The sequence below is a fragment of the Legionella maceachernii genome, assembly GCF_900167045.1.
Lineage (GTDB): Bacteria > Pseudomonadota > Gammaproteobacteria > Legionellales > Legionellaceae > Tatlockia > Tatlockia maceachernii.
This window is the reverse complement of the sequence record NZ_FUXJ01000019.1, coordinates 47994-60017: the sequence shown is the minus strand read 5'-3', so window position 1 is coordinate 60017 and position 12024 is coordinate 47994. Positions and strand designations below refer to the sequence as shown.

Sequence of the window (12024 nt, the reverse complement as noted above, 5' to 3'; positions counted from 1 at the left end):
CCAACAAGGAGATCCCTCACTACGTTCGGGACGACAATATCATCGTCATCCTGAGCAAAAGCGAAGGACCTCCCGACTCTTGGCAATAACTCCATCAAGGAGATCCCCACTACGTTCGGGACGACAACACAACTGTCATTTCGGTACGAAAATGAAAGATCGCTACGAGAACCTTCGCTTTGGGAAGATATGTTTGCGTTTTTTATTTAAGCAGCACTTTGCTCAAGTTGCCCAATCACTGTCTGAATAGCAGGGCCAGAAAAACTACGGCCTGTTAAAAACCGATGGAGAAGATTCAGGGCGTTTTCAGATCGATCCCACTGATCGCCGAGTTTTTTACGTGCTTCATCCAAAGCGCGAACATTTTCATTCTCAAGAGACGATAAAACCTTTGTAATTATCTCTTCAGATATGCCTTTTTGCTCTAGCATTTGTGAAATAAAACGATTCCCTTTATGCGCATAATGTTGCGCTAAATGAGTCGCTAATCGGAGATCACTAATCAATTGCAGTTCTTTTAGCCGTTTGAACGCAGCATTAATTTGAGATCCTAGATTTGGCAAAGTGGAAAATTCTTTTTCTAAGAACAGACGCAATTCATATTCACTGCAACTGCTATCCGACAGACGCTTAATAGCTACATCAATAATACTACTCATATCAAATTCCCTCTCTTCATGGTAGACAACTGACTTCTTTTACCTAATCAGTCTGTGTTATTAACAATGAAAACCCTAAAAAGCTAATCCTTTAGCCGCTCTCTCAGCGTCGTAACAATTCTGATAGAGCCGGTTTTAAAAGCAAAAAGCATGCCTATTCATCGTTTGCATTTTAATGCACCGATATTTATAACTATCTTTAGCGTTTATAGCAACTGTTTTTAGGATCATTAGCGTAGCTGCATCTCATTTTGCGACCCAAAGTCTTCTTACAACGCCAAAGTCTCGGCAATGCTTTACCGGGAAATATCGGACGATTTTGGCAGGCAATTGCCTGCCAAAGTGGGCTAGGCTTGTCTATTTTGGTTAGATTGATCGGGAGTATTAAAGAGATTACCTAGAATTTTTTGACCAATACGACTTAAATCGTCACTGATTGAACCATCTTTATTCATGTCAAGAAAGCCGAGAAGCTCATTAAGGGAACTTTGTTGGCTCTGAGGATCAGCACCATTTCCCATCGTGTCTACTTTTCCGCCAAGTAATCGTGTTGCCATGGCAGCAATCATCGGCATCATCGAAGTGATATCGTTACTGCTAACCCCTGTTTTTTGTGAGACTTCATCTGCTATTTGCGCAGTTTGACCGCTTCCCCCAAATAGGGCTTGCAGAATTTGATTACCCTCTTTTTGAGCCTGCTGTTTATCGAAGCCTGGATTTGAATTGAGCATGGATTGTGGGTCATTTTTATTTTGCGCAATAATTCTGAATAGTTCTCCCAACGTTTGCGGATCTTTTTTTACCTGCTCTGTAATTTTAGGGACAACTTCTTTAGCAACTTGATGAACATCAGAGGGAGGAAGGCTGCTTTGCTCCACTACTTTTTGTCCATCTGAGTGATTTTGCATGAAATTAATGATTTCACTAAAAATTGAGTTTTCCATAACGTGTTCTCCGTAGTTGGCTTGCAATTAAAGCTTTATTAGTATAGTACATATTCCATTTACCAGCCGAATGAGTGATATCAATTGCAAAATATAAAAAATGGATTACCCGTTATTTTTCTTGCTCTCCTTTCTGTGTCAGGTTTTGCTTCTGGTCACGCGAAGAACCGTTGCCAATCGGTATTAACTCATTTAACGACTCTCCCTAAAAAAACCGCCCAAGTCCTCGTGGTAACGCCTGTGTCAGGATACAAAGCTAAAATCATAGCTTGTCAGCGACAAGGAAACCGTTGGAAACCAATCCTCCCTACTGTAAAAGCAGTGATTGGAAAATCAGGTGTTGCACCCATTGGTAAGAAAAGAGAAGGGGACTTAAAAACACCGGCAGGATTGTATAGTTTAGGTGAGGCATTCGGCTTTCAACCCTTAGCACTCAAAATGGATTACAAATACATTACACCCGATGATAAATACGTCGATGATGTAAATTCTAAAGATTACAATCACTGGGTCAATGGTAAAACCGAGGCTAAAAGTTACGAGTTCATGCACGTAAAATTCTACAAAATGGGTATCGTCGTCAATTACAATAAGGACCCTATTGTCCCCGGCGCAGGAAGCGCGATTTTTATGCATTTATGGAAATCTGCAAATACCCCTACAGCAGGCTGTATTGCCATGGATAAACAACATTTATTGGCAATTCTTCTCTGGCTCGATAAAAATCAGCACCCTTCTATTTTTATTCGCAGTTGAGGGTGCATGTTCTTTGCGTTCCGCGGCTTGCTGGCGCCGCGAGGCATGATTATTCATCCGAAATGCAATCCTACGCTTTCAAAATAACTCTTCAGGGCAACATAATTCATTTCTTCTTTAAAAAGCGCTATATAATGGTCGGGTCTGATTAAACACAGGGAAGGTTCAGTGACGTTATACCGTCGGTGAATCGCTAGCCCTGTGTCATTAATGATGTTAGGTAACTCAATTTTTTCGTCGGTCACCACATACACCTTGATGAGATGATCGGTATTTTGCGTTACCCATTGGTAAGTGGAGGCTATATTTTTTAGGCCTTCTGAACTTGGCGCAGGACCGGAAAATAGCAATAGGTTATGTTGGTTATTATTAAGAAAATCAAACAGGTGATTTTTATTTTCTAAGTTGACATCAACGATAAGATCGCCTGGTTGTAACATGAATTGGCGAGTGAGTGTTTCTTTATCTACAATGGGACTTTTTCGATAATTCCATCCGAGTTGTGCAACATACTTTATCATCGCCTTTTTAATCGACTCAGAACGTCCTACTATGTTTTTTATGAAAAAATTGCGTAGTGCGATTAAAATAGGATTGGTTGTTAACGCTAAGTGAGACATTTTAAAAGTCATGTTAACAATGGTTTTAATAATAGGATAACGCTCATCCTGATAACTCTCAAGAAAGTGCATAGACGCTTTTTTATTAATAACAAGCGCTAATTTCCATGCCAAATTATACGCATCCTGAATCCCTGTGTTCATTCCTTGCGCACCTGCTGGCGAATGCACATGCGCCGCATCCCCAGCAATGAAAATGCGCCCTTTATGTAAAGACGTTGCCAGCTTGCTGTGAATCCAAAAAGGAGAGGACCATATAATCTCAGAGACTTCGCATTGTCCTTCTGTATGACTATGAACGATATTTCTTATTTCGTTGTCGGTAAATGATTTTTTGGGTTCGAGTGATTTCATGTTAGCGACCACGCGGAATTTATCGTTTCTGCCAGTCTCGTCGGGTAGTGGAAAGAGAGCCACAACCGATCCTGGGCTGAAAAAGGCCTCGATAAAATTGGAAGGAGATTTAATTTTTACGTGAGCATCGGCGACAAAAAAAGCTTGATCAATATCAGAACCATGCATTTCAATTTGCGACTTCTCTCTTACAGTACTGTGGTAACCATCACAACCAATGACCCACTCTGTTTCGATCGTTTCAAGCTGGCCATCTCCATGTTTAACGGTAGAAATAACCTTATTGTCTTCTTGTGTAAGATCAATTAATTCCACGGTTCGTTCTACTTGGTGATTTAACTCTTGCAGACGCTCATTGAGTATTTTTTCGGTTATCGACTGGGGCAACAACAAAACAAATTTAAAATGCGAATCGAATGTATTAAGCGGTACTCGCACTAAGGTCTTATGTTGTGAATTTAATTCTAAGCAATCTGCAATGTTACCTGCTGCAAGAAATTGCTCAACAATCCCAATGTGTTCAAATATTTCTAAAGTACGGGCATGAATACCTGCCGCATTGGTTGTGGCTGTCGGTTCCGCTTTTTTATCGATGATTCGAAAAGAAATGCCATACCGAGCCAATTCACACGCCATCATTAAACCAGTAGGTCCGGCGCCGACAATGAGAACACTATGCATAGTTATATTGCCTCCTTTCAGTGATGCTTCCTTTAAATTTGATTATCCCTTTTTTGCATGCGATTGGAATAGACAACGATGAATTTGTTCTGGAATTGGCACCACATGTTTTTCAAGTAAAGGAGCTAAATAAGTCATGAGTATAGTTGAAAACAAGGCCACGATCATACTACCTAAGATATCAAATGGATAATGCACACCCACATAAATACGCGCCCATGCGGTGCAAAGCGCCACCGCTAATAATACAAGGCCAATTACGCTTCGGGCGGTTTCTCGCCATAAAAAAATAAAGCTAATGACACAAAGCGCTGTCGTATGATCGCTAGGAAACGAACTGTCGGGTGCATGATTAAGATACGTATGGCCAATGCCCAGCACGAAAGGACGAGGATGGTACCAAATAAGCCCAATAATCCAATTAATCACTAGCGCAATGAAGCAACCACTGAGTGCTAATAACAAGGTGTTACGATGCTTTGCCTCTCCACGCAACCAAAGCACAGCTAATCCTAAAACAACAAGATACGTAAGGTACTTAGCGGTAAAAATAGCTAATCCTAATGCATAGCCGTGTAAATCAGCGCCAGCATTGATTGCTGCAAACCAGTCTCGATTTAATTGTTCCATAAATTGTCACTTTTATAAGATTGATCGATCCTAGTGCTTAGCGGATTAATGGTCAACGGTTTTATCGCCTCAATCCGGCAAAGTTAACATTTCGCTCAATCCCTTATGCAATATTCTTTGCAAAATACCCACCGCAATTTTCCCTTTTTCACGCGTTGCAAACCTTGGATTCCCCCACGCTCCAGTCACTGAAACCGTCTTGTCCTGCGCACCCACTTCTCGCGTCAGTGGACCTGGCATTGCAGGATGTTCTTCTGATTTTGCTTTAGTTAAATCAACCACCTCTGGTTTTATGTAAAGCATAATCGATGTTTCTATTTCATCCGCATGCGTCCCCACTTTTTGCTCAGCGATTTTTTTTATCTCAGGATGATCATAGAGGACAGAAAAATCACAATAGTTTAAGCGAATACCTTCGGTTTGCAGTTTATTTTGTGCCTCGGCTAAAACCTGAGTTGTACTTACCCCTGTGTTCAAAACATAGAATTGTTTAGCGCCCTGTTCATGCCAGGAAGTACATAAATCCATAAAAAAATACAGAGCGCTCTCATAAGAAAGCGTAGCAGAACCGGGGTATTCAATAAAAGCTGGGAAAAAGTGATACAACACGGGCGGGGCGACCAACACAACATAATGTTGTAGTATCCAATTTTCTAAATATTCGGCAATAATCAAATCCGTATTCATCGGTAAATGCAAGCCATGCTCCTTACAACCAGCCGCTAACGGAATAATGACGGGTAAACTCTCTTTAAACGCTTGCTCGATGACCGGCCAAGAAACTTCAGCCATTTTAATTCCCTTCATTTTTTCACTTCCTCAATGCATTTTATTATTGCCACTTACACAAGAAAACGTTTCGCTTCTTTCGTTATTTTTTCAATAAACCGTTGATATTGGCGGGCAGGTAATTGCCAATAATGCCAATAAAGTGGCATTAACCAGGGTTTATCAGGACACATATTGACCAATTCCCCTTTTGCCAATTCTTCTAGTATATCCAGACGCGGAATCAATCCATAGCCGTAGCCATGTAGAGCAAATTGCTTATAACCCTGAACGGAAGGAACCTTATGATAGCGATTCAAAGAAGGGGATTTTCCAAAAAAATGCTGGAAATATTGTTCAGGCAATCGATCGCGATCATCAAAAATGATCACAGGTGCAGCTATCAAATTTTCTTCCAATGTTTTTTTAGACTTAAAATGACGATTAATAAACCCTTGTGATGCGACAAGCAAATAATCCATATGGCCTAACAGGACACATTCACAACCAGGTAAGGCTTTATTGAAGCTTGTAATGCAAGAGGACACGGCACCTTGGCGAAAATAATCGATGGTGACTTCTTGATCATCCGTGATGATGTCAATATTGATTTTTTCCAGCAGGCTTAATTCGTTCAATAATCGAATAAACCAGGTTTCTAGGCTATCACGATTTAATGCGATCGAAAGCCTCGCTGGCGTATCCAGTTGAATTTCTTGCAATAAATGTTCTTCAAGCAACTGAGTGCGTCGAAGGAGACTCAAAAGCTTCTCCCCCAAAGCAGTGGCCTTGTAAGGGAGAGTTCGGATAAGCAAAGGTTGTCCAAACTGGGCTTCTAATTGTTTGATGCGCAAACTCACTGCCGGCTGAGTAATAAATAATCGTTTAGCCGCCTCGGCAAAGCTTTGCGTTTGGATCACCATATCCAGTGCTTGTAAACCGCGTTGCTCAATCCTCATAAATTTAATTTATCGATAATTACAATTATTAATTTAAATTATAAGACGAAATGATGGATAATTACTAGCCTAATGGTTTAAAGGGGGGGCATCATGCTAGTTTATCTCAACGGATTGATGTTAGGTTTATCGCTTATTATGGCTTTAGGCCCACAAAATGTTTTCTTGATTCGTCAAGGTGCATTACGGGAGCATGCGGTGCTTTCTGCATTAATTTGTTTTTGTTGCGATATTATTTTGGTCTGTGCAAGTGTTGCAGGACTGCACCAAATACTGCGGTTACATCCAGTTTTACACACTTGGATTACTTGGTTTGGCGTAGCATTTCTTCTTTACTACGGTGTAAAAGCGTTAAAACGGGCTTTCGACAAGGAGTCTGCACAATCCGCTCGTGAGCAACAACGTATTAATCGCTTACAAATTGTTATGCTTGCGCTAGGATTTAGCCTCCTCAATCCTCATGCCATCATCGACAGTTTGGTGATCATTGGCAGCGGTAGCACCCAATTCCCTGATCACCCACAAGCCTTTTTATTTGGCGTCATCTCCGCAAGTTTTTTATGGTTTACGTCTTTGACTTTTACCACGCATTATTTCTCGGATGTTTTATCACGCGCGACCGTTTGGCGGCGCATTGAGTTTTCGAGCGGGATATTAATGCTTGTTTTGAGCCTGAAGTTAGCAAGTAGCCTATTTTAGCTTCTATAGTCGATGAGGGTGCACACCCCGCGGCTAAGCGGCAGACTAAGGAATAGCCTTATTTCAAGAAAAATAGCAAGTTTTTTTGATTAGTGTACAGAAAATATCAGAATGATAGAAAGGGTCAATCAGTGTGTCGCCAATTGACCCAGTGGAATGACACATAGCAAGTCCAACCTCGCAATAGGAATATCTCATAACTTGAGCAGGGTTGTCAACAATTGTGCCGAAACAGGGGGTAAGCCTTATTATTCATTTAAATTTTCCTATCCATAAGCACTGAGTTAAACTTATCATTTCAATACTCAATTTACCCGGATCATCCATGTTTTACGGTAATAATGTTCAAGATACACGGCAGATGTTTTTTTCCAGCTGGAAAAAATACCGTCAAAAGCAATCTCTGCAGCCATTGGAACAGCAGCTCGTCGCAGTAATTATTGATCATCCTGAATATCAAGCCATGCTTGAAAGCCCAGGAGAACAATATGACCAAACCTATTTTCCAGAACTTGGGCAAACCAATCCTTTTTTACACATGGGTTTGCATCTTGCCATTCGTGAGCAAGTGGCTACTGATAGACCGCAAGGGATTTCACAAGTTTATACTCATCTACTGAAGAAATACTCCGACTCCCTCGTCGTTGAACACCTTATGATGGATTCGTTAGCTGAATGCTTATGGGAAGCCCAAAGGGAGAATCGCGTTCCTGATGAAAAAAAATACCTCCTCGCACTTAATCGGTTACTGGATTAGGCCGAAAATGCCCTTAAATTGTCAAGAGATAGTAAAATTTAATCAATTTTAGGAAATTTTTCTTTAAATTGTTAATTTTAAAAATTTTTAGCTATATATTTAGATAACTCTCGTAATCCAAATTGTGACTTTCTCTTAACCCAAGAGACTAAGGCAGAGAAATTTTTTTTAAAAAAGTCTCAATTTGGATTACGAGAGGATGTTTGCGTTATGACTAACTCGAGGAGAGATCCGATGAAAAAAGTAGTTGCTTTACTGGCTTTATTATTTGGTGCTTCAGTATCTGTATTAGCTCATGCTAATGTAAATCAACTGGCTTCTGATAATACTCAACAATCCACTACCACTACTACACCTCAGTCTGGTGATCAAAGCAATTCCGGTAGTTCAACAGATAATAGCGGTTCCAGTACTAACTCTGGCAGTGATTCAAATAGTTCAAATCCGAGTTCTTCTGACTCTGATGACGACGATACTGCTTCTTAATTTGACTAGGCTGGGCCTGTCAAGACCCAGCCTTCCTTCTAATCAATCCTCAGTACTATTCAAATCAGCTGTAATCCGTCTGTATCGATAAAGTTTATCTTTTTTTTCACGAGGCCAATTAATTTTTTCTTCTGAAAGATGGCTATTAATCGACTAATTGTCTCAGGCGTGGTCCCTAAAAAATTCGCGATGTCTTGCTGTTTCATAGGCAAGTCAAAAGGATACTGAAGGTTTGCCTGCTTTAATCGGTTGGCCAAGTTAATGAAAAAAGTAGCAAGTCGTTGCGCCGGAGAAATGGCAGCGGAATAATGATAGTTAAATTCTAACCGAGGAAAGTTATTGATCGCGTTAAAAAGCAAAAGTTGCAACTTCGGCTTATGGGTACTCTGACTCAGCAGAGACTGAAAGGGAATTTCGCAAGCGATAGTATCAACCAAGGCACTTACAGTATGAGGATGTACTCTCTCAGAAAGAGCATTAAAACCGATGGGTTCACCAGGCAAGTAAAAGTTGATGATTTGCTCTTTGCCGGTGGGCAAGAATTGAGACGATTTTGCTGCCCCTTGTTTAATGATAAGAATATTACTCATGGAGGAATTGGCTCTGATCACGACTTCGTTAGCTTGAAATAATCTTTCTTTGGGTTGGTGTGGGCAAAAAGAAGCTAAAGTACACGCAGAACATGCATGACGTTTATCTAAAAGAGGCGATGGGATTTCAGTCGACAAGAGGCTTTACCTGAAAAAAATGAAAGGGCTAAGAAATAATCCTTTTATCTCACACCTAAAACTTGATCTGAATCAAGTTATTTTAAATAAAAATCAGATAATCTTCAATCAACCGGTCGTTAAGTAACAATTATGAAATCGATACGTCGTGATATCCAAATCACTTTACTCGTCAAATTAGTATTCTTATTCGTCCTATGGTGGGTCTGCTTTAAAGGGGGATCAAAAACATCAATGATTCCGCAAAATTGGCTAACTGCAAGCAGCATGAATTCTCAATCAACTCTGAGTACAAGGTGATGCTATGATTCCTGGTAGTGAAATAGTCGATCTTTCTCGTCTTCAGTTTGCTTTAACTGCGCTTTATCATTTTCTTTTCGTCCCGCTAACATTGGGCCTTTCTCTTCTTCTCGCCATTATGGAAACCGTGTATGTCATGACCGGGCGAGAAATATGGCGCCAACTTGTCAAATATTGGGGATTACTTTTTGGCATCAACTTCGTTATGGGAGTTGCCACAGGGTTAACCATGGAGTTTCAATTTGGCACCAACTGGGCTTACTATTCTCATTATGTTGGCGATGTGTTTGGCGCGCCTTTAGCCATTGAAGGATTGATGGCATTTTTCTTGGAAGCCACGTTTGTGGGTCTATTTTTTTTCGGCTGGGAAAAATTATCCAAATTTCAACACATGATCTGCACCTGGCTGTTAGCGTTGGGTACCAATTTATCTGCTTTATGGATTTTAATTGCAAACGGCTGGATGCAAAATCCAGTCGGCGCAAAATTCAATTTTCAAACCATGCGCATGGAAGTCGCCGATTTTGTTGAAATCTTTTTTAATCCTGTTGCCCAAGCCAAATTTGTGCATACGATCAGTGCAGGCTATGTGACAGGAGCGGTGTTTGTCTTGGCGGTCAGCGCCTATTTTTTATTGCGGGGGCGCAATATTCAATTTGCGAAACGCTCAATGACAGTTGCTGTTTCATTCGGTCTCGCTTCTGCGCTATCGGTAGTGGTTTTAGGTGACGAAAGTGGCTATTTGGCGAATGCTAATCAAAAAATGAAAATGGCGGCCATGGAAGCCATGTGGCACACCGAGCAAGCGCCCGCAGGGTTGACGCTATTTGGAATACCTGATGAGAAAAATAGGCGCACGAACTATTCACTTAGTGTGCCCTACGCGTTGGGATTAATCGCTACTCGCTCTCTTAGCGAGCCTTTAGATGGAATAGTCGAACTGATTGAACAGGGAAAACAACAAATTCGTGATGGAATACGTGCTTATGGCGCGTTGACCCAACTCCAAACCAATCCTAATAATGAACAAGCAAAAGCTGATTTTGTCACTTACGGAAAATCCCTTGGCTACGGCCTACTATTAAAAAAATACACCGAAGCCGTTGTGGATGCCAGTGAAGAACAAATCAATCAGGCTGCTAATGATCTAAAACCACGTGTTACACCCCTCTTTTTTTCATTCCGCATCATGGTCGCTTGCGGGTTCTTCTTTATCTTTTTATTTGCAACCGGGTTTTATCTGTCGGTCAAAAGAAAACTACACTCCACGCGCTGGTACCTATTCATTTCGCTCTTGGCACTTCCCTTACCATGGATTGCCGCAGAGCTGGGCTGGGTGGTTGCAGAATATGGACGTCAGCCCTGGGTAGTACAAGGCGTTCTTCCTACAGCCATTGCCACCTCATCAGTGAGTTCAACGCAGCTGATAACTTCATTGTTTTTTTTCATCGCATTCTACAGCACACTCGCCATTATTGAGGTTTATTTGATGGTGAAATACATTCGATTAGGTCCTGAAGGGGCTAACCATTAGGAGAATTCAATGCCTTTGGATTATGAAACGCTACGAGTAATATGGTGGGTCTTACTGGGCTTGTTATTAATTGGGTTTGCCATTATGGATGGTTTCGACTTAGGGATCGCCATTTGGCTGCCTTTTATTGCTAAAACGGATATGGAAAAACGAATACTCATTAACAGTATTGGTCCCACCTGGGAAGGAAACCAAGTTTGGTTTATTTTAGGTGGCGGAGCCATTTTTGCAGCCTGGCCGATGTTGTATGCACTGTCTTTTTCTGGCTTTTATTTGGCGATGTTACTGGTGTTATTAGCACTCATTTTGCGCCCCGTCGGCTTTAAATACCGTTCAAAATTGAATAACCCCCAGTGGCGAATGGTGTGGGATCATGCTCTATTTATTGGCGGCTTTGTTCCTTCTTTGATCTTTGGTGTTGCCATTGGCAATGTCTTGCAGGGTGTGCCTTTCAGTTTCGACGCTAGCTTAAGAGCATTTTACAGCGGCTCATTTCTCGCTCTGCTTAATCCATTTGCCCTTCTATGCGGCTGCCTTTCAGTGTCCATGTTAGTCATGCATGGGGCTTATTTCATCAATATTAAAACAGAAGGTACTCTTCAGCAAAAGGCGATAAAAGCTGCCCGCAGCACCAGCTTACTGACCATTGCTCTTTTTGTTATAGGCGGCCTTTGGGTTTATATGGGAATTGATGGTTATAGTTTATTGAGTATTCCTGCGCATGATGGACCATCCAATCCATTTTATAAACAAGTGGCACTTGAATCAGGAGCATGGTTCGCCAACTACCAAAAGATGCCAGCTACTCTATTTGCACCGGCTTTTGGAATCGTTTTTCCTTTTTTAGCCTTATTGCTCGTCAACCGTCCTGTACTTGCCTTCACCTGTAGTGCACTCAGCCTTTTTGGCATTATTGCAACAGTAGGAATTAGTATGTTTCCTTTTATTTTACCTTCTTCAACCTATCCCCATCAGAGCTTAACCATTTGGGACAGTTCTTCAAGTCAATTAACCTTGATCATCATGCTCGGTGCGACGGTTATCTTCTTACCGCTTATTATTCTTTATACCTCATGGGTATACCATGTTTTGCGGGGTAAAGTAACTATGGAACTCGTTCATCATCATGATAAAACACTTTATTAGGAG

General features: G+C 41.2%; 14 protein-coding genes. 7 read left to right on the top strand and 7 right to left on the bottom strand.

All coding sequences use genetic code 11. The features are described 5' to 3' along the window. Window positions 1-206: 206 nt before the first annotated feature. Together B5D33_RS14040 and B5D33_RS14035 are read right to left on the bottom strand one after the other, a co-directional pair. The gene (locus B5D33_RS14040; protein ID WP_058453367.1) at window positions 207-659 is read right to left on the bottom strand and encodes a regulatory protein RecX; all 453 of its coding nucleotides are present in this window, start codon (window positions 657-659) and stop codon (window positions 207-209) included. 347 nt (window positions 660-1006) lie between these two features. Then, window positions 1007-1603: a DUF937 domain-containing protein gene (locus B5D33_RS14035; protein ID WP_058453368.1), complete on the bottom strand. Its 597-nt coding sequence runs from the start codon at window positions 1601-1603 to the stop codon at window positions 1007-1009. Window positions 1604-1687: 84 nt separating this feature from the next. Between B5D33_RS14035 and B5D33_RS14030 the strand changes: the two genes are divergently transcribed. Further along, window positions 1688-2359: a L,D-transpeptidase family protein gene (locus tag B5D33_RS14030; protein WP_058453369.1), complete on the top strand. Its 672-nt coding sequence runs from the start codon at window positions 1688-1690 to the stop codon at window positions 2357-2359. 53 nt (window positions 2360-2412) lie between these two features. Here the strand turns inward: B5D33_RS14030 and B5D33_RS14025 are convergent, their stop codons facing one another. The 4 genes from B5D33_RS14025 to B5D33_RS14010 form a co-directional block, all read right to left on the bottom strand. Then, a complete protein-coding gene (locus B5D33_RS14025; RefSeq protein WP_058453370.1) occupies window positions 2413-4014 on the bottom strand; it encodes an FAD-dependent monooxygenase in 1602 nt (533 codons plus the stop codon). A 42-nt stretch (window positions 4015-4056) separates the two neighbouring features. After that, complete coding sequence (locus B5D33_RS14020) at window positions 4057-4644, bottom strand: undecaprenyl-diphosphatase (RefSeq protein WP_058453371.1); 588 nt, start codon at window positions 4642-4644, stop codon at window positions 4057-4059. Between the two features lie 69 nt (window positions 4645-4713). After that, entirely contained in the window at window positions 4714-5451 is a 738-nt protein-coding gene (locus B5D33_RS14015) for a creatininase family protein (protein WP_058453372.1), read from the bottom strand. Between the two features lie 35 nt (window positions 5452-5486). Beyond that, window positions 5487-6371: a LysR family transcriptional regulator ArgP gene (locus B5D33_RS14010; RefSeq protein ID WP_058453373.1), complete on the bottom strand. Its 885-nt coding sequence runs from the start codon at window positions 6369-6371 to the stop codon at window positions 5487-5489. A gap of 93 nt (window positions 6372-6464) precedes the next feature. Between B5D33_RS14010 and B5D33_RS14005 the strand changes: the two genes are divergently transcribed. The 3 genes from B5D33_RS14005 to B5D33_RS13995 all read left to right on the top strand — a co-directional run bounded on the left by B5D33_RS14005 (window position 6465) and on the right by B5D33_RS13995 (window position 8313). Further along, on the top strand, window positions 6465-7070 hold the full coding sequence (locus B5D33_RS14005) for a LysE/ArgO family amino acid transporter (protein WP_058453374.1): 606 nt from the start codon (window positions 6465-6467) through the stop codon (window positions 7068-7070). A 325-nt stretch (window positions 7071-7395) separates the two neighbouring features. After that, window positions 7396-7827, top strand: a complete 432-nt coding sequence (locus tag B5D33_RS14000) for a DUF1841 family protein (RefSeq protein ID WP_058453375.1) — start codon at window positions 7396-7398, stop codon at window positions 7825-7827. Between the two features lie 210 nt (window positions 7828-8037). Beyond that, window positions 8038-8313, top strand: coding sequence for a hypothetical protein (locus tag B5D33_RS13995; protein ID WP_133140933.1), 276 nt, complete (start codon window positions 8038-8040; stop codon window positions 8311-8313). A 59-nt stretch (window positions 8314-8372) separates the two neighbouring features. Here the strand turns inward: B5D33_RS13995 and B5D33_RS13990 are convergent, their stop codons facing one another. Then, window positions 8373-9041, bottom strand: a complete 669-nt coding sequence (locus B5D33_RS13990) for a Crp/Fnr family transcriptional regulator (RefSeq protein WP_058453377.1) — start codon at window positions 9039-9041, stop codon at window positions 8373-8375. A gap of 132 nt (window positions 9042-9173) precedes the next feature. Here B5D33_RS13990 and cydP point away from each other — a divergent pair, with 132 nt between their 5' ends. The 3 genes from cydP to cydB are packed head-to-tail and all read left to right on the top strand — an operon-like array spanning window position 9174 to window position 12021. Further along, window positions 9174-9341 (top strand): cytochrome oxidase putative small subunit CydP, encoded by a 168-nt coding sequence (gene cydP, locus B5D33_RS17095; RefSeq protein ID WP_411550309.1) that lies wholly within the window; start codon window positions 9174-9176, stop codon window positions 9339-9341. Between the two features lie 4 nt (window positions 9342-9345). Further along, window positions 9346-10875 (top strand): cytochrome ubiquinol oxidase subunit I, encoded by a 1530-nt coding sequence (locus tag B5D33_RS13985; protein WP_058453378.1) that lies wholly within the window; start codon window positions 9346-9348, stop codon window positions 10873-10875. 9 nt (window positions 10876-10884) lie between these two features. Beyond that, window positions 10885-12021 (top strand): cytochrome d ubiquinol oxidase subunit II, encoded by a 1137-nt coding sequence (gene cydB / locus B5D33_RS13980; RefSeq protein WP_058453379.1) that lies wholly within the window; start codon window positions 10885-10887, stop codon window positions 12019-12021. The last annotated feature ends 3 nt before the right edge of the window (window positions 12022-12024 follow it).